4 protein-coding genes and 1 pseudogene are annotated in these 22,286 nt (G+C 75.5%); all 5 read left to right on the top strand.

Features of this window, described 5'->3' with window-relative positions; genetic code table 11:
- Positions 1-214 precede the first annotated feature (214 nt).
- The gene (locus OG618_RS32910) at positions 215-658 is read left to right on the top strand and encodes a hypothetical protein (protein WP_329491257.1); all 444 of its coding nucleotides are present in this window, start codon (positions 215-217) and stop codon (positions 656-658) included.
- Positions 659-1,892: 1,234 nt separating this feature from the next.
- Positions 1,893-3,113 carry a helix-turn-helix transcriptional regulator gene (locus OG618_RS32915; protein ID WP_329491258.1) on the top strand — a complete coding sequence of 407 codons (1,221 nt, stop codon included), beginning with the start codon at positions 1,893-1,895 and terminating at the stop codon, positions 3,111-3,113.
- A 244-nt stretch (positions 3,114-3,357) separates the two neighbouring features.
- A complete protein-coding gene (locus tag OG618_RS32920; protein ID WP_329491259.1) occupies positions 3,358-3,990 on the top strand; it encodes an FMN-dependent NADH-azoreductase in 633 nt (210 codons plus the stop codon).
- 200 nt (positions 3,991-4,190) lie between these two features.
- Positions 4,191-5,384 (top strand): cytochrome P450, encoded by a 1,194-nt coding sequence (locus tag OG618_RS32925; protein WP_329491260.1) that lies wholly within the window; start codon positions 4,191-4,193, stop codon positions 5,382-5,384.
- A gap of 32 nt (positions 5,385-5,416) precedes the next feature.
- Positions 5,417-22,255: pseudogene (locus tag OG618_RS32930) on the top strand (type I polyketide synthase); the annotation flags it as partial.
- Positions 22,256-22,286 lie beyond the last annotated feature (31 nt).

Consider the following 22,286-nt stretch of genomic DNA (forward strand, 5'->3'; position numbering starts at 1 on the left):
CCGTCCCGCCCCGCGCAGGCCCCGCCCGGCGCCGGACGGGGCCTGCGCGGGCCGGAACCGCCGCACCCGCCCACCGCGTCTTCCGGCGAAGGCGAAGGCGAAGGCGAGAACCGGGCCGACGGCCGCGCGGGCGGGCCACCGGGCAGCCCGCCGGCCGCACCGGACCGTGGGGAGCGGAGCACCCGGTGGGAGAGCGGGTGGCCGGAATCAGCTGGTGGACGTGGACGTGGACGTGGACGCGCAGGGCGCTGATCGGACTCTGCGGGGCGGTCCTGCTGCTTCCGGTGGCGCTGGTCGCGATCCGGCTCGCGGCTGGGACGACGGCACCCCGCCGGCGCTCCCGAGGGTGCTGCTGCTGCCCTACGCGGCGGTCGCCGGTCTGGTGGTGCTGGGTGTGCTGCTCGCCCTGCGCCCGTGGTGGGCGGCGGCCCTGGCCGGGCTGCTCGCCACCGGTCTGACGAACACCCACGCCGAACTCGGCCGGGGCGGTTCGCCCGCCTGGCCGGAGGACAATGCGGACTTCCCGCACCTACCGCCGATGATTCAGATCGGCCATGTCCTCCGTGGTGAAGGTTTGACCGCCGTGGCGGTGTCCGGGCACCGCGTGCCGGGTACGGATCACCGTGCGGTGGTGGCCGAACTCGCCGTGACGGGCTGAACGTCGAACGGTCGGTGCGGCCTGCGCCGCGCCGGTCGTCGGCATGGCTCGGACCGGCCGGCCGCCCTTTGTGCACACGGAGAGCGACATGCCACAGGCGTCACTCCGGTCACAGAAATGATCACGATCATCACCCGATCGTGTTCGACATGACGTAGAGTCTGAATCGGCATGGACAGGCCAGGGGGCGCGTCCGAGTGCGTCTTCCGGCGGGGGCCGGGGGGCGACGGCCCGCGGTGCGGGCGGGGACGGGTCTTTCCGGCATGTCGCACAGCGGGCGAGGCTGCGGGCCGAGGGGGTGGATGCTGCGTGCGGATCGAGTCGGTGGTCGTGGTGGGTCGCGACGTGTCTGAACAGCTGCGGCGGCGAGACGATCTGTTCCACGATGTGGCCAGCCCTTTCCAAGGCCTCGGTGTTCTGGGCATGCTCGTGGGGGGCCTCCGGGGGGGCGCCGCCTTCGCCGGTCACGGCGACCGGGGTCGCTGTCGCAGCCCGGGTCACCGGCCGACGGGACATCAGGGTGCCTGCGGCGAAGGCCTCTTACAGATCGGACGGTGTTCGCTGCCCTACCGTTCGCGGATGACCGACGACCCGGTCATCGCGCATTCCTCTCCCCGTCTCCTCCCGCCGGCCCCGTCCGGTGGTCGGGCGGCTGTTCAGAGCCCCGACGACATTGTGGTCGCACCCGGCACCTCGTGACCGGAGCGGGCTCTTCCGGCTCATCGGCTGCGCGCCGCCGCGCGTTCGGCGGCCGACGCGCCGTCGCGCAGTGGTCAATCTCACGTCAGCGCCCCAGGCGGCCCCGGCAGGTCTTCCTGGAGTCGAACGACGGCTCTGTGGAAGGGGGTTGCCGAATGTTGTCCAGACGTTCCGGCGCTCCGGAACCGGCCCTTCCGTCCTGCGGACCGGGCCCGGCCCGCCGGTCGACGGGCTCGGGACACGGGGGCCCGACCATGCGTCGCGGACCGCCGGGCCGCCGCTCGTCCGCGACCGACCAGGCACCACCGGCACGATCGTGTTGCAGGCCCCACATTCCCATGTCGAATCGAGTGGCGTCCGACGATGCCCGCCGAGCAGCCGGGCAGGACAGGGCGGTACCGATTCCGAGTCGGAGGATACAGTGTCATTTCGGACTTACGCGGCGCCCGGTCCTTCCCTGCAGTTATCCGACGAAGTCGTCCAGTTGGCGGCGCGTTCCGCCCAGTCGTGGCTCGACGGCCAGCTCGGTAGGAGTATGGATCTGGCTGCCGCCGCCACGGGCCGGGCGCAGGCCGGAGCGCCGGGCTCCTGCTCGCTGAAGGCGAGGATCTGGCACGCGACGCTGTTGACCCGCGTCCGCGGTCTGGGGGCGGCTACCAACATGCTCGCCGACGACACGTCACCTGTCCACGGATCGAACCAAGTTGAGAAGCGTGCCGCTCATTTGCTGTGCGAGGCGGAGCTGAGCCTGGCCAAGGGCGAGCTCGACCGGGCGGTCGCCTCGGCCCAGGCCGGTCTCCGGCTGGCCCAGCAGGCCGGCAACCGGTCGCTGAACCCGAGCGGGTTCCTCGTCATGGCGGTCAGTACGACCCGGCAGCTGGACCTCACCACCGCCCTCCAGTACGCGAACCGGCTGCGGGACCACGCCCTGCTCGGACGCGCGAACCTGATGGCCGGGCAGTGCGCCTGGGCCGTCGCCCAGGTGCTGGAGGCCCGGGACGGGACGGAGAGCATCGCCCACCTCCTGAAGGGGCTGGTGCACGACGGTGCGCTGGCCCGGGAGTTGCTGGTCTCGCAGCCGGCGGCGGCGGCCTGGCTGGTCCGCGCCGCGCAGCGGCTGTCGGACGACGAGATCGCCGTCCGGACGGTCACCCAGGTCAACGAACTGGCGGCGCGCAACCCCAGCTTCCGCACCGTCCAGGCGGCGTCCGCGCACGCCATCGGCCTGTTCGAGCGGAACGCCGCGGCCCTGGAGCGGGCCGCCGGCCTGCACCTGGACCGGTGGGCGCAGGCCTCCGCGCTGGAGGACGCGAGTGCGGTGCGGTTCGCCCGCCGCTCCGAGCAGGACCAGGCCGTCGAGCTGCTGAAACGGGCGGCGGACGGCTACGGGGCGGTCGGTGCCTCCCGGGACGTCCTGCGGGTGCGCAGCAAGCTCAGGGAACTGGAGGGCAACAGCGGGCAGTTCTCGCGCCGCCCGAGCCGGACCAGAACGATGGCCAGCCAGTTGACCGACACCGAGTACGCGGTGGCGGAGCTGGTGAGCCAGGGACTCACCAACGGGCGGGTGGGGCGACAGCTCTTCATGTCCCCGCACACGGTGGCGTTCCATCTCAAGAAGATCTTCCGCAAGCTCGACGTCGCCTCCCGGGTGGAGCTGGCCGGCACCTGGAACCGGCTCGTGGAGGAGCGGACGACCGAATTGGGCGCGGAGTCCGCGTTCGTGCCCGAGGTACCGGCCGGGCGGTTGGCCGTGTGAGGCCCGCGCGCCGGTGCGACGGTGTGCGGACGGTCGCGGAACGGGCCCTTCCGACGGGGCCGCCGCGGCGTGCCGCCCGGCCGTCCGGGCCGGCGCGTGGGCCCGCCGCGCGGCTCCTCACGGGCCGGTGGCCACCCGCGCTACCAGACTGAGGGATGCCCGTCCGGGGCGCTTCTCCTTAGACTCGAAGAGCGTTGGAAAAGCAGTTCTCGGTGAATCGCTCAGGACAATCCAGGGGCCCTTTGTGTCTTCTCTTCTCCACATTGATTCGAGCATCCGCGCCACCGGCTCCGTGACGAGGCAGTTGTCGTCGTATTTCGCCACCCAGTGGCGCCAGAACCACCCGGGTGACGGTTACACCTACCGGGACCTGGCGGCCCAGCCGGTCCCGCACATCACCCACGCGGTGCGCGAGTCGCTCCTGGACCCCAGCCGTGACCACGGGCTGGCGCCGGCGGAGAAGGCGCTCACCGAGGCCGTGGTGGCCGAGGTCCGCGAGGCGAGCACGATCGTGCTCGGCGTCCCGATGTACAACTACGCCGTGCCGTCGACGATCAAGTCGTGGATCGACCTGCTGGTCAGCCCGGCCCACATGGTGCCCCCGGGCGCCGAGTCGGGCCCGCTGAGCGGCAAGACGGTCATCGTGGTCACCGCCCGCGGCGGCTCGTACGCGCCGGGCACGCCGCGGGAGGGCTGGGACCACCAGGAGCCCTACCTGCGCGCGGTGCTGAGCTCGATCGGCCTCGCCGACGACCTGAAGTTCGTGCACGCCGAGCTGACCCTCGCGGCGATCGTGCCGGCGATGGCGGCGCTCAAGCCGCTGGGCGAGCAGTCCCTGGCGAACGCCAACGAGACGCTCAAGAAGCTGGCTCTCTGATTCCACGGAACGGCCCGGCCGTCATTCGCGGCCGGCGGGAACATCGCGGCGGGCTTGTGCCGGATTCGCCGCGTGATTCGCCGTGCCCGCACACCGGTGCGGGCCCGGTGAATTGTCCGGGAAACGGCTCCGTACCGAACCGGCGGGGCTGCCGTTTTCGTGCGCAGGGATATTTCGACCCGAAACGGAGAAGGTGCGTCATGAGCGAGGCGATCTCTTACGAGGATGCCTGGGCGCGGACTGACAAGTTCGACCCGCCGGCGATTTTCGACGAGCTGCGGAAGGAGCGCCCGCTGGCGCGGATGGTCTACCCCGACGGGCACGTCGGGTGGATCGCCACCAGCCACGAGCTCGCCCGGCAGGTCCTGAGCGACCCGAAGTTCAGCCACAACCTGGAGATCGGGCACTTCCCGGTCACCAAGTACGGTGGCCCGGTACCGCAGTTCCCGGCCATGCCGGGGATGTTCATCCACATGGACCCGCCGGAGCAGACCCGGTTCCGCAAGCTGCTGACGCGCGAGTTCACCGGCCGCACGATCAACCAGCTGACGCCGCAGGTCGAGGCGGTGGCCGCCGAGCAGATCAAGGTCATGCGCGAGCACGGCAACTCCGCCGACCTGCTGGAGACCTTCGCCAACCCGCTGGTCCTGCGGGTGCTGTCGGACCTGATCGGCCTGCCCTACAGCGAGCGGGACCGCTACGCCGAGGCGCCGGCGGTCATGAACAACCCGTTCGGTGACGCGCAGGAGTCGATGGCCGCGTTCGCCCAGGTGGGCGCGTTCATCCACGAGACCATCGCGCGCAAGAAGGCGGAGCCCGGGGACGACATCCTGAGCCGGCTGATCGCCACCGGGGAGCTCAGTGACGAGGAGCTGGGCAACATCACCGCCCTGCTGCTGTTCGCCGGTTACGAGACCACGGAGGGCGCGCTGACGGTCGGCGTGTTCGCGCTGTTGCACCACCCGGAGCAGCTGGCCGCCCTGCGGGCCGACCCCTCGAAGATCGACGACGCGGTGGAGGAGATTCTCCGCTACATCACCGTCAACCAGTACGAGATCTTCCGGACCGCCCTGGAGGACCTCGAACTCGGCGGCCACGCCGTGAAGAAGGGCGAGACGGTCACCGTCTCGCTGCCGGCCGCCAACCGCGACCCGGCGAAGTTCGGCTGCCCCGCCGACCTCGACCTCTCCCGGGACACCGCGGGCCACGTGGCCTTCGGCTACGGCGTCCACCAGTGCATCGGCCAGAACCTGGCCCGGCTGCAGCTGCGGGTCGGCCTGCGGGCCCTGCTGGAGGCCTTCCCCGACCTGCGCCTGGCGGTGCCGGCGGACGACGTCCCGCTGCGGACCCACGGGTCCGTCTTCGCTGTGAAGTCCCTGCCCGTTTCCTGGTAACTCCCTGCTCTCCGGAAGGAGTTCGCGGTAAGGTGCGCCCCGATCTGATCACCCCGCTCCCGGTCATCCTCCGGGAGAACGCGGTCCGTTTCACGGACAAGATCGCTTTCGAGGACGACCGGCACGCGGTCACCTACGGAGAGCTCGAAGCACGGACGCGGAGGCTGGCCGGTCACCTGGCCGGCCTCGGCGTCCGGCGCGGGGACCGGGTGGCACTCTGCCTCGGCAACTCCGTGGCCATGGTGGAGGGCTATCTCGCCGTCGTGCGGGCCGGCGGCATCGGTGTGCCGGTGAACCCGCGGGCCACGGCGGCCGAGACCGAGTACCTGCTGACCGACAGCGGCGCGGTCTTCGCGCTGACCGACACCGGTCACGCAGAAACGTTCCTTCGATTGCTGCCGGCCCCGGCCGGTGCGTCCGGCGTGCTGGTGGCCGGCCCGGCCCCGGCCCCGGCGGGCACCCTCTCCTTCGACGAACTCGCCGTCACCGAACCCGTCACCGAGGCCCCCGACGACCTCGGACTGGACGAGGTGGCCTGGATGTTCTACACCTCGGGCACCACCGGCCGGCCCAAGGGCGTGCTGTCCACCCAGCGCAACTGCCTCTGGTCCGTGGCCTCCTGCTACGTGCCCGTGCCGGGCCTGTCCGAGCACGACCGGGTGCTGTGGCCGCTGCCGCTCTTCCACAGCCTCTCGCACATCGCCTGCGTGCTCTCCGTCCCGGTGGCCGGCGCCACCGCCCGGATCATGGACGGCAGTTCCGCGGACGACATCCTGACCGCGCTCCGCGAGGACCGCTCCACCTTCCTCGCCGGCGTCCCCACCACCTACCACCACCTGGTCACCACCGCCCGGCGGACCGGTCTGTCGCTGCCCGACCTGCGGATCGGGCTGGTCGGCGGCGCCGTCACCGGCTCCGAACTGCGCCGCTCCTTCGAGGAGGGCTTCGGGGTGCCGCTGGTCGACGCCTACGGGAGCACCGAGACCTGCGGCGCGATCACCATCAACCCGCCGGACGCCGCCCGCGTCGAGGGCTCCTGCGGCCTGCCCGTGCCGGGCGTCGGCGTGCGGATCGTCGACCCGCGCACCGGCCTCGACGTCGCGGCCGGCGAGGAGGGCGAGGTCTGGGTCAGCGGACCGAACGTCATGGTCGGCTACCACAACAGCCCGGAGGCCACCGCCGCGGCGGTGCGGGACGGCTGGTTCCACACCGGCGACCTGGCCCGGCGGGACGAGGCCGGGTACTTCACCATCTGCGGCCGCCTCAAGGACCTGGTCATCCGCGGCGGCGAGAACATCCACCCCGACGAGGTCGAGGCCGTCCTGCGCACCGTCGAGGGCGTGGCCGACGCCGGGGTCGCCGGGGTGGCGCACGACACGCTCGGCGAGGTGCCCGTCGCCTGGGTGGTCCCCGGGCCGGCCGGCCTCGACACCGCCGCGCTGATCGACCGCTGCCGCGAGCGGCTCTCCGCGTACAAGCTGCCCGAGCGGGTCTACGAGGTCGCCGGGATCCCCCGGACGGCCTCCGGGAAGATCGTCCGGCGCCTGCTGGCCGAGCAGCCCGCCCGGCTGCGCTACGCCGCCGACGGACACCATGACGCCCTGCTGGCACCGGCCTGGGTGCCGGCGCCGCCCGCACTCCCGGCGGCCGCCGGAACAGCCGCACCGGGCTGGGCGGTGGTCGGCCCGGCCGACGCGCTCGTCACCGGCCTGCGGGCCGCCGGTCTCGACGTCCGGCACCACCCCGACCTCGCGGCCCTGGACGCCGCCGTGGCCGCCGGCGAGCCGGCTCCCGGCGTGACCCTGCTCGACCCGGTGGCCACCGCCGCCGAGGGCCGTGCCTCGGCCACCCGGCCGGTACCAGCCGGGGCCCGGCTGGTCCTGCTCACCCGCGGCGCGGTGACCGCCACCGAGGGGGACGCCGCGCCCGACCCCGCGGGCGTCCCGCTCTGGGCCGTCGCGCGCTCCGTCCAGGCCGGCAGTGACCGCCCCGAGGCCGTGACCGTCCTCGATCTCGACGCCCGGCCCGGCGTCGAGGTGTCCGCCCCGGAGCTGCTGGCCGCCGTCGCCTCCGGTGAACCCCAACTCGCCCTGCGGGCCGGGCAACCGCTGGTCCCACGACTGCTCCCGGTGCCGGTCGCCGACCGTCCGCTCGGCGCCGGCCCGGCCGGACTCGGCGCGACCGTGGTGGTCACCGGGGCCGACACCCCGGCCGGCGCCGCTCTGGTGCGCCACCTGACCACCGCGTACGGGGTGGAGCGGTTGCTGCTGGTCGACGCGCCGGATGCGGGCGAGCCGCTGGACGCCGACCTCCCCACCGGGCTGGAGCTCGCCCGGGTGACCGCCGACGGCACGGACCGGGCCGCACTGCGGACGGCGCTCGCCGGCCTCGGCCACCCGGTCACCGCCGTCGTGCACGCCGCCGGGGACCAGGCCCTCGCCCGGGCCCTCGACGAGCTCACGGCCGACACCGGCCTCACCGCCTTCGTCGCCGTCACCGGCACCGCCGCCGTGCTCGGCTCCCCCGGGGCCCCGGACACCGCCGTCGCCGAGGCGCTGACGGAGGCACTGGCGCACAGCCGCCGGCTGCGCGGGCAGGCCGGCTCGGCCCTCGCCTGGAGCACCGGCTACCCGGTGGCCGACGCCACCGAGGAGGCCGGGGCCCGGCACCTGCGGGACGGGCTCGCCGCCTTCGACCTGCTGATCGAGACCGGCGCCCCGGCACTGGTGGCGCTGCGGACCGGCCCGCTCGACCCGGACGGCCGGGTGCCGGCGGTCCTGCGCGCCCTCGCGGCCACGCCGCCGCCCGCCGCCCGGCCCGACGAGACCGTCACCGCCGACCTGCGCGCCCGCCTGTCGGTCCTGGACGAGCGGGCGCAGCTCGCCCTGCTCGAAGAGCTGGTCCGCACCCAGGCCGCCGCCGTGCTGAACCGGCCCGGCACCGGCGCCGTCCCGGCCGGACAGGCCTTCCGCGACCTGGGCCTCACCTCGCTCGCCGTCGTCGAACTGCGCAACCGGCTGACCGGGAGCACCGGGCTGCGCCTGCCCGCCACCGTGAGCTTCGACCACCCGACGCCGGAGGCGCTGGCGGCCCACCTGCGGGCCCGCGTCCTCGGCCTGCGGGAGGCCCCGGAGCCGGCCGGCCGGGCGGTGCCCGCCGATCCGGACGAGCCGATCGCGATCGTCGGCATGGCCTGCCGCCTGCCGGGCGGTGTGACCGGCCCGGAGGAACTTTGGCGGCTGGTCAGCGAGGGCCGGGAGGCCCTGTCCGGCTTCCCGGAGGACCGTGGCTGGGACTTGGACGCCCTGTTCTCCGGCGACCCGGAGCAGGCCGGCACCTCCACCGCCGACCGCGGCGGGTTCCTGCGCGACGCCGGTCTGTTCGACGCCGGGTTCTTCGGCATCAGCCCGCGGGAGGCGCTGGCGATGGACCCGCAGCAGCGGCTGCTGCTGGAGGCGTCCTGGGAGGCGATGGAGCGGGCCGGTATCGACCCGGCCGGTCTGAAGGGCGCGGACGTCGGGGTGTTCTCCGGGGTCATGGGCCAAAGCTACGGCGCGGGCGGCGCGGCGCCGGCGGAGCTGGAGGGCTTCACCGCCACCGGTACGGCGTCGAGCGTGGCGTCGGGCCGGGTCTCCTACGTGTTCGGGTTCGAGGGCCCGGCGGTGACGGTGGACACGGCGTGCTCGTCGTCGCTGGTGGCGATGCACCTGGCCGCGCAGGCGCTGCGGCGCGGGGAGTGCTCGCTGGCGCTGGCCGGCGGCGCGACCGTGATGGCGACCCCGGACACTTTCGTGGAGTTCTCGCGGCAGCGGGCGCTGGCGACGGACGGCCGCTGCAAGTCCTACGCGGACGCGGCGGACGGCACCGGCTGGGCCGAGGGCGCGGGCGTCGTGGTGCTGGAGCGGCTCTCCGAGGCGCGGGCCAACGGGCACCACGTCCTGGCGGTGCTGCGCGGCAGCGCGGTGAACCAGGACGGTGCGTCGAACGGTCTGACCGCACCCAACGGGCTCTCCCAGCAGCGGGTGATCCGCAAGGCGCTGGCCAACGCGGGCCTGTCCACCGCCGAGGTGGACGTCGTCGAGGGGCACGGCACCGGCACGGTGCTGGGTGACCCGATCGAGGCCCAGGCCCTGCTGGCCACCTACGGTCAGGACCGGCCCGCCGAGCGGCCGCTGCGGCTCGGCTCGCTGAAGTCGAACATCGGCCACACCCAGGCCGCGGCCGGGGTGGCCGGTGTGATCAAGATGGTGCAGGCGCTGCGGCACGGCGTCATGCCGCCCACCCTGCACGTGGACGCGCCGTCCACCCAGGTGGACTGGTCGCTCGGCGCGGTGGAGCTGTTGACCGAGGCCCGGGACTGGCCGGAGACCGGGCGCCCCCGGCGGGCCGCCGTCTCCTCCTTCGGTGTCAGCGGCACCAACGCGCACCTGATCCTGGAGCAGGCCCCCGAGGAGGAGCCGGCCGAGGTCGAGGCCGGCCCCGCGGGTGTGCTGCCGCTGGTGGTCTCGGCGAAGAGCGCGGCCTCGCTGGCGGGCCAGGCCGGGCGGCTGGCGCCGTTGGTGACGGCCGGTGACCGGGCGGCCCTGGCCGGTGCGCTGGTCACCCGGCGGGCGCTGCTGGACGAGCGCGCCGTGGTGGTGGCCGGCACCTCGGAGGAGGCGCTGGCGGGGCTGGCCGCGTTGGCGCGCGGGGAGTCGGCGCCGGGGTTGGTGACGGGCAGTGTGTCCGGTGCGGGCCGGACGGTGCTGGTGTTCCCGGGGCAGGGTTCGCAGTGGGTCGGGATGGGGCGTGAACTGCTGGACGCCTCGCCGGTGTTCGCGGAGCGCGTCGCGGAGTGCGCCCGGGCTCTGGAGCCGTTCGTCGACTGGTCGCTGGAGGACGTGCTGCGCGGTGAGGCCCCGGCCGAGCTGCTGGAGCGCGTCGACGTGCTCCAGCCGGCGAGTTTCGCGGTGATGGTCGGTCTGGCGGCGGTCTGGGCGTCGGTGGGTGTGGTGCCGGACGCGGTGGTCGGGCACTCGCAGGGGGAGATCGCGGCGGCCTGCGTGGCCGGTGCGCTGTCGTTGGAGGACGCGGCGCGGATCGTGGCGGTGCGCAGCCAGGTGATCGCGGGCAGCCTGGCCGGGCGCGGGGGGATGGCGTCGGTGGCGCTCTCCGAGGCCGACGCCGTCGAGCGGCTGGTGCGCTGGGCGGACCGGGTGGAGGTCGCGGCCGTCAACGGACCGGCCTCGGTCGTGGTGGCCGGTGACGCCGAGGCCTTGGACGAGGCGTTGGAGGTGCTGGCGGCCGACGGCGTGCGGGTGCGCCGCGTGGCGGTGGACTACGCCTCGCACACCCGTCATGTCGAGGCGATCGAGGAGACCCTCGGCGAGGCCTTCGCGGACATTCGCAGCCAGGCCCCGCGGATTCCCTTCTACTCGACCGTCATGAGTGCTTGGGTCACCGAGGCCGGCGTGCTGGACGGCGGCTACTGGTACCGCAACCTGCGCGGTCAGGTCCGGTTCGGCCCGGCCGTCGCCGCGCTGCTCGAAGCGGGCCACACGGTGTTCGTGGAGTCGAGCGCGCACCCGGTGCTGGTCCAGCCGGTCAGTGAGATCGTGGACGAGGCCGGGGCCGAGGCCCTGGTCACCGGGACGCTTCGGCGGGACGAGGGCGGTCCGCGCCGGCTGTTCGCCTCGATGGCCGAACTCTTCGTCCGCGGCGTGGCCGTGGACTGGACGGGCGTGCTGTCCACCGGCACCGCCCGCGTCGAGCTGCCGACCTACGCCTTCGACCACCGGCACTACTGGCTGCGGACCACCCGGGCCACCGACGCGGCCTCGCTCGGCCAGGCCGCCGCCGACCACCCGCTGATCGGCGCGATCGTCGGTGTGCCCGGCTCGGGCGGCTTCATGACCACCGCGCGGTGGTCGCTCGGTGCGCACCCGTGGCTCTCCGAGCACGTGGTCGGCGACACCGTCCCGGTACCCAGCGCGGCGCTGGTCGAGCTGGCCGTCCGGTTCGGCGACGAGGTCGGCACCCCGACCGTCGCGGAACTGACCGTCGACCGGCCGGTGGTGCTCCCGCTGCGCGGGGGGCGCGCCGTCCAGATGACCGTCGGAGCGGCCGACGACACCGGGCGGCGCGCCGTCGAGGTGTACTCCCGCGCGGACGACGCGCCGCTGGACGCGGAGTGGACGCGCCACGCCCACGGCACCCTGGCACCCGCCCCGGCGGACACCCGGGCCGCCGGGCCCGCCGACGGCCCGGTGGCCGAGGTCTCGCTGGACGACGCGGCCGGCCCCGCCGACCGATTCGGCCTGCACCCGGCGCTGCTGGACGCCGCCGTGCGCACCGCCCTCCCGGAGGGCGCGTTCGCCGCCGAGTGGCGCGGGGTGACCCTGCTGGCCTCGGGCGCCACCGAGCTGCTGGTCCGCACCTCCGGGACGACGGACGAGGGGGCCCGGCTGGAGCTGAGTGACCCGACCGGTGCGCCGGTGCTGATCGCCGATGCCGTCCTCGCCCGGCCCTACGCGCCGGAACAGGACGCTGTCGCAGGGGAGTTGACGCAGGACGCGCTGTTCCGGCTGGAGTGGTCCGAACTGCCGCTGCCCGCCGTGGCAGAGGCCGCCCCCGGTACGGCGACCATCGCGACCGCCGGGGACGTCGAGACCCTCGCCGCGTCCGACGGTCCGGCCCCGGAGGTGCTGCGGTACGCCGTGGAGCACCCGGGGGGTGACCCCCGGGCCGCCGTGGCCGCCGCGCTGGCCGTCCTCCAGGCCTGGCTGTCCGCCCCCGCGCTGGCGCAGTCCCGGCTGGTCGTCTCGGTGGGCGGGGACGGGACCGACCTCGCGACCGCCGCCGTGTCCGGTCTGCTGCGCTCGGCGCAGTCCGAGCACCCGGACCGCATCGTGATCGCCGAACTCGACGACTCCGCCGCCGCGTTGCTGCCGGCCGTGCTGGCCAGTGGCGAACCGCGGGTGCGGGTCCGGGCGGGCCTGGCCGAGGTACCCCGGCTGGTCCGGGCCACCGTCCCGGAGCGCCCCACGGGGACGCCCGGAGCCGGGACCGCCGAAGCCGGGACGCCCGGAGCCGAGGCGCCCGGAGCCGGGACCGCCGCGGGCCTCGACCCCGCCGCGGGCCTCGACCCCGCCGGGACCGTCCTGGTCACCGGCGGGACCGGGACGCTCGGCGCCCTGGTCGCCCGGCACCTGGTCACCGCGCACGCCGCCCGCCACCTGCTGCTGGTCAGCCGCCGCGGCCCCGCCGCCGAGGGCGCGCAGGCGCTGCGCGAGGAACTCGCCGCGCTGGGCGCCACCGTCACCGTCGCCGCCTGCGACACCGCCGACCGCGCCCAGCTCGCCGCGCTCCTCGCGGCGGTACCGGCCGAGCACCCGCTGACCGCCGTCGTGCACACCGCCGGCGTCCTGGACGACGGCGTGGTCACCGCGCTGACCCCGGACCGGGTCGACACCGTGCTGCGGCCCAAGCTGGACGCCGCGCTCCACCTGCACGAGCTCACCCGGGGCCTGGACCTCACGGCCTTCGTGCTGTTCTCCTCGGCCGCCGGCGTCCTGGGCAACCCCGGCCAGGGCAACTACGCGGCGGCCAACGCCTGCCTGGACGCCCTGGCCGAGCTGCGTCGCGGGCTCGGCCTGCCCGGCGTCTCGCTCGCCTGGGGCTACTGGAGCCAGGCCAGCGGCATGACCCGCCACCTCGGCACCGCCGACCTCCGGCGCACCAGGCGGCTGGGCATGGCCGGGCTGTCCGACGCCGAGGGGATGGCCCTGCTGGACGCCGCCCTGCGCGCCGGCGCCGGGACGCCCGCCGCCCTGGTGGCCGCCAGGTTCGACCTGCCCGCCCTGCGCGCGGCCGCCCGCAGCGGCCCCGTGGCACCGCTGCTGCGCGGCCTGGCACCGGCCGGACGGCGGACCGTCCGCGCCGCCGCCGGCCCCGACACCGGCTCCCTGCGGGACCGGCTCGCCCGGCTGGGTGAGGCCGAGCGGACCGAGCAACTGGTGGCCCTGGTGCGCCGGCACGCCGCCGAGGTGCTCGGCCACGCCGCCCCCGACGCCGTCCGGGCCGACCGGGCCTTCAAGGAGGCCGGCTTCGACTCGCTGACCGCCGTGGAGCTGCGGAACCGGCTGGCCTCCGCGAGCGGACTCACGCTCTCCTCGACCATCGTCTTCGACTACCCGAAGCCGGTCGCCCTCGCCGAGCACCTGCGCGTCAGGCTGTTCGGCAGCACCGCCCCGGACGGCGCCGGGACGGGCCGCGCGAGCGCCGCAGCCGTCGACCCCGACGAGCCGATCGCGATCGTGGCGATGTCCTGCCGCCTCCCGGGCGGGGTGCACAGCCCCGAGGACCTCTGGCGGCTGGTGGCCGACGGGGTCGACGCCGTCACCGAGTTCCCCGAGGACCGCGGCTGGGACATCGAGCGGCACTACGACGCCGACCCGGACAGCGCGGGCAAGACCTACGTCCGCCACGCCGCCTTCCTCGACGACGCCACCGGGTTCGACGCCGGCTTCTTCGGCATCTCGCCGAACGAGGCGCTGGCGATGGACCCGCAGCAGCGGCTGCTGCTGGAGACCTCCTGGGAGGCCTTCGAACGCGCCGCGATCGACCCCACCGGGCTGGGCGGCCAGGACATCGGCGTCTTCGTCGGCGTCAACAGCCACGACTACACCGTGCGGATGCACCAGGCGGCCGGCGTCGAGGGCTTCCGGCTCACCGGCGGCTCCGGCAGCGTCCTGTCAGGCCGTGTCGCCTATCAGTTCGGCTTCGAGGGCCCGGCCGTCACGGTCGACACCGCCTGCTCCTCCTCGCTGGTCGCCCTGCACCTCGCGGCCCAGGCGCTGCGCCGGGGCGAGTGCTCGATGGCGCTGGCCGGCGGCGTGATGGTGATGGGCAACCTGGAGACCTTCGTGGAGTTCTCCCGGCAGCGCGGGCTGGCCCCGGACGGCCGCTGCAAGGCCTTCGCGGACGGCGCGGACGGCACCGGCTGGGCGGAGGGCGTCGGCGTGCTGCTCGTCGAGCGGCTCTCCGAGGCGCGCCGGCGCGGCCACCAGGTCCTGGCGGTGATCAGCGGCAGCGCGGTCAACCAGGACGGCGCGTCCAACGGTCTGACCGCGCCGAACGGGCTCTCCCAGCAGCGGGTGATCCGCACGGCGCTGGCGAACGCGGGCCTCTCGCCGGCGGAGGTGGACGCGGTCGAGGCGCACGGCACCGGCACCGTCCTCGGCGACCCGATCGAGGCGCAGGCGCTGCTGGCCACGTACGGGCAGGACCGCGTGGACGGGCAGGAGCCGCTCTGGCTCGGCTCGGTCAAGTCGAACATCGGCCACACCCAGGCCGCGGCCGGGGTGGCCGGAGTGATCAAGATGGTGATGGCCATCCGGCACGGCGTCCTGCCCCGGACGCTGCACGTGGACCGGCCCTCGACCCATGTGGACTGGTCGGTGGGCGCGGTCGAGCTGCTGACCGAGGCCCGGGACTGGCCGGAGACCGGCCGCCCGCGCCGCGCGGGGGTGTCCTCCTTCGGCATCGGCGGGACCAACGCGCACGTCCTGGTGCAGCAGGCGCCGGCCGACGCCGCCGCCGTGCCGGAGCCCGCACCGCCGCAGGACCCGGCCGACGCCGCCCAGGCGCCGCCGGTGCTCGTCCCGGTGCCGGTCTCGGCCAGGTCGGCGGCCGCGCTGCGCGGCCAGGCGGGGCGGCTCGCCCGCTTCGTCGACGACCGGTCCGACGTCCCGCTGGCCGGGACGGCCCACGCGCTCGCCACCGCCCGGGCCGGGCTCGACCACCGCGCGGTGCTGCTGGCGGGTGACCGCCGGCAGCTGGCCGGCGCCCTGCGCGCCCTCGAAGCGGGCACGCCCGACGCCACGACCGTGGTCGGCAACGCCGCCGCCGGCGGCAGGCTGGCCTTCCTCTTCACCGGGCAGGGCAGCCAGTGGGCCGGGATGGGCCGCCGCCTCGCCGAGGCCTTCCCGGTCTTCCGGGACGCCTTCGCCGCCGCCTGCGCCGCCGTCGAGCGGCACCTGGACGGCGCGTCGACGCGCCCGCTGCACGAGATCGTCTTCGCCGACCCCGGTACGGCGGAGGCCGCGCTGCTCGACGAGACCCTGTACACCCAGGCCGGTCTCTTCGCCCTGGAGACGGGGCTGTTCCGGCTCTTCACCTCCTGGGGCGTACGGCCCGACCTGCTGGCCGGGCACTCGATCGGCGAGCTCGCCGCCGCCCACGCCGCCGGCATCCTCGACCTCGCCTCGGCGGGCGAACTGGTCGCCGCCCGAGGGCGGTTGATGCAGGCACTGCCGGCCGGCGGCGCGATGGTCGCGGTGCGGGCGACCGAGGCCGACGTCGCGCCGCTGCTGGCCGGCGCGGCGGGCGTGGTCGGTGTCGCGGCGGTCAACGGCCCCGACTCGCTGGTGCTCTCCGGCGCCGAGGACGCGGTGCTCGCCGTCGCGGCCGAGCTGGCCCGGACCGGTCACAAGACCCGGCGGCTCACCGTCAGCCACGCCTTCCACTCGGCCCTGATGGAGCCGATGCTGGCGGAGTTCGAGGCGGTCGCGGCCAAGCTGAGGTACCGGCCGGGCAGCATCCCCGTGGTCTCCACCGTCACCGGCCGGCTCGCCGAGGAGGGGCACTTCGGGACGGCGTCGTACTGGGTCGACCAGGTGCGCGACGCCGTCCGGTTCGGCGACGCGGTCACCGCGCTGCGCGACCAGGGCGCCGCGACCTACCTCGAACTCGGCCCGGGCGGGGTGCTGACCGCGATGGCGCTCGGCACGCTCGGCGAGCGGCAGGCCGGCGGCTGCGTCGCCACCCTGCGCGGCGACACCCCCGACGACACCGCCGTCCTCACCGCGCTCGCCGAACTGCACGTGCGCGGCGGGGACGTGGACTGGCCCGCCGTCCTCGGCCGGCCGGTCACGGCGGTCGGCGCCGAACTGCCCACGTACGCCTTCCAGCACGAGCGGTACTGGGTCGAGAGCGGCGCCGCCGCGGACGCCGAGGCACTCGGCGCCCGCAGCACCGGGCACCCGCTGCTCGGCACCGTCGTCGACGTCCCCGGCGAGGACGGCGGCACCGGCGTCGTGCTCACCGGGCGGCTGACCCGGCGCAGCCGGGGCCTGCTGGTCGACCCGGCCGACGCCGGTGACACCGCCGTCCCGGCGGCCGTGCTGCTGGACCTGCTCGTCCTGGCCGGCAGCGAGGCCGCCAGCGGCGCCGTCCGGCAGCTCACCGTGGTGACGCCGCTGGTCCTGCCCGGCCACGGGGACCTCCAGCTGCGGGTCTCGGTGGAGGCCCCGGGTACGGACGGCCTGCGCCGCGCCGGGGTGCACTCCCGGCCGGCCGGACCGGACCAGGGCCCCTGGGTCTGCCACGCCCGCGCCCTGCTGGCCCCCGGGCTGCCGCAGCCCGGCTTCGACCTGCGGGACTGGCCGTCCGCCGAGGACGCAGCGGACACCGCGGACACCGGCGAGGCGGCGGACACCGGCGAGGCCGCGGACACCGCGTCCCCCGCCGCGAAGGTGGCCGGCGTCCGCAGGCTCTGGCAGCGCGACGGCGGGCTCCTCGCCGACATCGAGCTGCCCGCCGAACTCCTGGCCGAGGCCGAGGCGTTCACGCTCCACCCGGCACTCGTCGACACCGCGCTGAAGGTCCTCGCCGCGCACACCGGAGGCGACCCCGACGGGCGCGACCGCGAGCCGGCCGCCTGCGCCGAACTCGCCGTGTACGCGGAGGGCGCCGCCACCCTGCGGCTGCGGATCACCCCGGCCGAGGGCGGCCGCCACCTGCTGGAGCTGGCCGACGCGGAGGGCGAACCGGTCGCCACCATCGGGCCGTTGACGACGGCGGGCACCGACGGGGCCACCCGTGCCGACGCCGTTCCCGTGGCGGTTCCGGCGGCCCCGGCGGACGCCCCGCTGGCCCGGCGCGTGGTGCGGCGCGGTGCGGCGGCCGGTGGTTCGACGGCCGCCCGCCTCGCCGACCTCGCCCCGGCGGAACAGCACCGCCGGCTGATGGCGCTGGTGCAGGAGAGCGCCGCCGCCGTCCTGGGCCACCAGGGCGCCGACTCCTTCGACGCCGGCCAGCCGTTCCGCGAGCTCGGCTTCGACTCGCTCAGCGCCGTCAAACTCCGCAACCGGCTGCAGGACTTCACCGGCCTGTCCCTGCCGACCAGCCTGGTCTTCGACTACCCGACCCCGGCCGCACTGGCGGACCACCTGCGCGGCGAACTGCTCGGCGAGCGGCCGGCGGACGGGCAGGCGGCCACGGCGGCCGCCACCGACCCGGACGAGCCGATCGCCATCATCGCCATGAGCACCCGGCTGCCGGGCGGCGTGAACACCCCCGAGGAGCTCTGGACCATGGTCGCGGAGGGGCGGGACGGGCTCTCCGCCTTCCCCACCGACCGGGACTGGGACGTCGACAAGCTGTACCACCCGGACCCGGCCCACCCGGGCACCAGCTACACCCGGGTCGGCGGATTCCTGCACGACGCGGCCCAGTTCGACGCCGGGCTGTTCGGCATCTCGCCGCGTGAGGCACTCGCCATGGACCCGCAGCAGCGGCTGCTGCTGGAGACCTCCTGGGAGGCGCTGGAGCGGGCCGGGATCGACCCGCTCTCCACCCGGGGCCGCGACATCGGCGTCTTCACCGGCATCGTCCACCACGACTACGTGACCCGGCTGCGGCAGGTGCCCGACGACGTGCAGGGCTACGTGATGACCGGGACGTCCTCCAGCGTCGCCTCGGGCCGGGTGTCCTACGTGTTCGGGTTCGAGGGCCCGGCGGTCACCGTGGACACGGCCTGCTCGTCGTCCCTGGTGGCGATGCACCTGGCCGCGCAGGCGCTGCGGCGCGGCGAGTGCTCGATGGCACTGGCCGGCGGGGCGACCGTGATGTCCAGCCCGGACGCCTTCCTGGAGTTCTCGCGGCAGCGCGGCCTCTCCGCCGACGGGCGCTGCAAGGCCTACTCGGCGACGGCCGACGGCACCGGCTGGGCCGAGGGTGTGGGCGTCGTGGTGCTGGAGCGGCTCTCCGAGGCGCGGCGCAACGGGCACCGGATCCTGGCCGTACTGCGCGGCAGCGCGGTGAACCAGGACGGCGCGTCGAACGGCCTGACCGCGCCCAACGGCCCCTCGCAGCAGCGGGTGATCCGCCGGGCGCTGGCGAACGCGGGCCTGAGCGCCGCCGAGGTGGACGTGGTCGAGGGCCACGGCACCGGCACCTCGCTGGGCGACCCGATCGAGGTCCAGGCCCTGCTGGCCACCTACGGCCAGGACCGGCCCGCCGACCGGCCACTGCGGCTCGGCTCGCTGAAGTCCAACATCGGCCACACCCAGGCGGCGGCGGGTGTCTCCGGCGTGATCAAGATGGTGGAGGCGATGCGGCACGGCGTGATGCCCGCGACCCTGCACGTCACCGAGCCGACCCCGCAGGTGGACTGGGCGGCGGGCGCCGTCGAGCTGCTCACCGAGGCGCGGGAGTGGCCGCGCGACGGCCGGCCGCGCCGCGCGGCGGTCTCGTCGTTCGGTGCGAGCGGGACCAACGCGCACGTGATCCTGGAGGAGGGCCCCGAGCCGGTCCCGGCGGAGCCGGCCGACGGGCCCGCGCCGGACGCGGTGGTGCCGCTGGTGGTGTCGGCGCGGAGCGCCGCCTCGCTGGCGGGCCAGGCCGGCCGGCTGGTCGCCTTCGTGGAGTCGGCGCAGGCCGCGCCGCTCACCGGAGTCGCCGGGGCACTGATCGCGCGGCGGGCGGTGCTCGCCGAGCGCGCGGTGGTGGTGGCCGGTTCGCGGTCCGAGGCGCTGGCCGGGCTGGCCGCGCTGGCCCGGGGCGAGCGCAGCCCCGCCGTGGTGACCGGGACCGCCGCGTCCTCCGGCGGACCGGGCCGCACCGTGCTGGTCTTCCCGGGACAGGGTTCGCAGTGGGTCGGGATGGGGCGTGAACTGCTGGACGCCTCCCCGGTGTTCGCCGAGCGGGTGGCCGCGTGCGCCCGGGCGCTGGACCCGTGGGTGGACTGGTCGCTGGTGGACGTGCTGCGCGGGGACGCGCCGGCCGAGCTGCTGGACCGGGTGGACGTGCTCCAGCCGGCGAGTTTCGCGGTGATGGTCGGCCTGGCCGCCGTCTGGGCCTCGGTCGGCCTGGTGCCGGACGCCGTGCTGGGCCACTCCCAGGGCGAGATCGCGGCGGCCTGCGTGGCCGGTGCGCTGTCGCTGGAGGACGCCGCGCGGATCGTGGCGGTGCGCAGCCAGGTGATCGCCGGCAGCCTCGCCGGGCGCGGCGGGATGGCCTCGGCGGCGCTCTCCGAGGCCGACGCGCTGGTCCGGCTGGCGCCGTGGGCGGACCGGGTGGAGGTCGCCGCGGTGAACAGTCCGACGTCCGTGGTGGTGGCCGGTGACGCCGAGGCGCTGGACGAGGCGCTGGAGGTCCTGGCGGCCGACGGTGTCCGGGTGCGCCGGGTGGCGGTGGACTACGCCTCCCACACCCGCCACGTCGAGGCGATCGAGGACACCTTGGCGAAGGCCTTCGCGGACATCCGCAGCCAGGCCCCGCTGGTCCCGTTCTTCTCCACCGTCACGGGCGAGTGGATCGACGAGGCCGGCGTGCTGGACGGCGGCTACTGGTACCGCAACCTGCGCGGCCAGGTCCGCTTCGGGCCGGCCGTCGCCGCCCTGCTCGGCCAGGGCCACACCGTCTTCGTCGAGGCGAGCGCGCACCCCGTACTGGTCCAGCCGGTCAACGAGATCTTCGACACCGCCGAGGACGACAGCGTCCGGCTGCGCGCCGTCGTCGGCGGCACGCTCCGCCGCGAGGAGGGCGGGCCGCGCCGGCTGCTGGCCTCGATGGCCGAACTCTTCGTCCGGGGCGTCGCCGTGGACTGGACCGGCATCCTGCCCGCCGGGGCCGACGCCCCGCTGGCGGAGCTGCCGACCTACGCCTTCGACCGCCGGCACTTCTGGCTCCAGGAGGGCGGGACGCCCGACGCCGCCGCCTCGGCGGCCGAGGGCGCGGACGCCGACTTCTGGGCGGCCGTGGAGCAGACCGACCCCGACTCGCTCGCCCGACTGCTCGACCTGGCCGCGGCCGACCAGCGCGAGGCGCTGCGCACGCTGACCCCCGTCCTGGCCGACTGGCGGGGCCGGCGGCGGCGCCGGTCCAGCGCCGAGAAGCTGCGCTACAACGTCACCTGGCGGCCGCTCGAACGCGAGGCCGTCGGTGTGCCGGGCGGGCGGTGGCTGGTGGTCGTCCCGTCCGGGCGACCGGTGGACGCACCCGTCGACGGCCTGCCGGCCGCGCTGGCCGCGCAGGGGCTCGACCTCGTCACCCTGGAGGTCGCGGCCGAGGAGACCACCCGTGCCCGCCTCACCGAACGGCTGACCGCCGTGCTGGCCGAGCGGGACGTGACCGGCGTGCTCTCGCTGCTCGCGCTCGACCCGGGGACCACCGGGCCGGACGTGAGCGCCACGGTGGCCACCCTCGCGCTGATCCAGGCGCTCGGCGACGCCGCGCCCGGCCGTCCGCTCTGGTGCCTCACCCGGGGCGCCGTGAACATCGGGATCCAGGACACCCTCACCGCACCGGCGCAGGCCGCGCTGTGGGGCCTGGGCCGGGCCGCCGCGCTGGAGTTCCCCGACCGCTGGGGCGGTCTGATCGACCTGCCCGCCGCGCACGACGCCCGGACGGCGCAGTACCTGCTCGGCGCGCTGAACGGCGCCGCCGGCGACGACCAGCTCGCCGTCCGCCGCTCCGGCGTCTACAGCCGCCGACTGGTCCGCAAGGCCGCGCCGGAGCCCACCACGGGCGGCTGGCAGCCCAGCGGCACCGTGCTGGTGACCGGCGGGGCCGAGGGGCTCGGCCGCAACGCCTCGCTCTGGCTGGCGGAGTCCGGCGCGAGCCGGCTGATCGTCACCACCGGCCCCCGGACGGGCGAGGAGGACCTGGCCGGGCTGCGGGCGGAACTCGCCGCACTGGGCACCGGCACCACCGTGGTGGCCTGCGCCGACGCCGACCGGGACGCACTCGCCCGGCTGGTCGCCGAGGCGCCCGCGGACCAGCCGCTCACCGCCGTGCTGCACGCGGCCGACATGGCCTGGACCGGCTCCGTCACCGACACCGGCGCGGCGGACCTCGCCGAGGTCTTCGCCGCCAAGGTGGACACCGCCTTCTGGCTCGACGAGCTGTTCGCCGACACCCCGCTCGACGCGTTCGTCGTCTTCTCCTCGATCGCCAGCGTCTGGGGCGGCGGCGGGCAGGGCGTCTCCGGCGCGGCCAACACCGTGCTGGACGCGCTGGTCGAGTGGCGTCGCGGACGCGGCCTGCGGGCGACCTCGATCGCCTGGGGCGCCCTCGACCAGGTCGGCGCCGGGATGGACGAGGCGACCCTCGCCCAGCTGCGCCGCCGGGGCGTCCTGCCGATGGCTCCGCAGGTCGCGATGACCGCCTTCGAGCAGGCGGTGCGGGCGCACGAGAAGTTCGTCACGGTGGCCGACATGGACTGGGACGCCTTCATCCCGGCGTTCACCTCCGTCCGGGCCAGCCCGCTCTTCGCCGACCTCCCCGAGGCCGACGCCGCACTGCGGGCCTCCCAGCCGGACAGCCGGAACAGCGACACCACCTCCTCGCTGGTGGACTCGCTGCGGGCCGTCCCGGAGGCGGAGCAGGGCCGGATCCTGCTGAAGCTGGTCTGCGGCCACGCCGCGACCGTCCTCGGCCACAGCGGCGCCGAGAGCATCGGCCCGCTGCAGGCCTTCCAGGAGGTCGGCTTCGACTCGCTGGCCGCCGTCAACCTGCGCAACAGCCTGCACGTCGCCACCGGCCTGCGGCTGCCCGCGACCCTGATCTTCGACTACCCCACCCCGGACGCCCTCGTCGGCTACCTGCGCGCCGAACTCCTGCGGGACACCGGCGACGACC

The organism is Kitasatospora sp. NBC_01246 (assembly GCF_036226505.1).
GTDB lineage: Bacteria > Actinomycetota > Actinomycetes > Streptomycetales > Streptomycetaceae > Kitasatospora.

Bases quoted from the DNA above. Each gene is read 5' to 3' on its own strand.
- OG618_RS32915 (WP_329491258.1), top strand. From the start codon at position 1,893: ATGGATCTGGCTGCCGCCGCCACGGGCCGGGCGCAGGCCGGAGCGCCG.
- OG618_RS32925 (WP_329491260.1), top strand. From the start codon at position 4,191: ATGAGCGAGGCGATCTCTTACGAGGATGCCTGGGCGCGGACTGACAAG.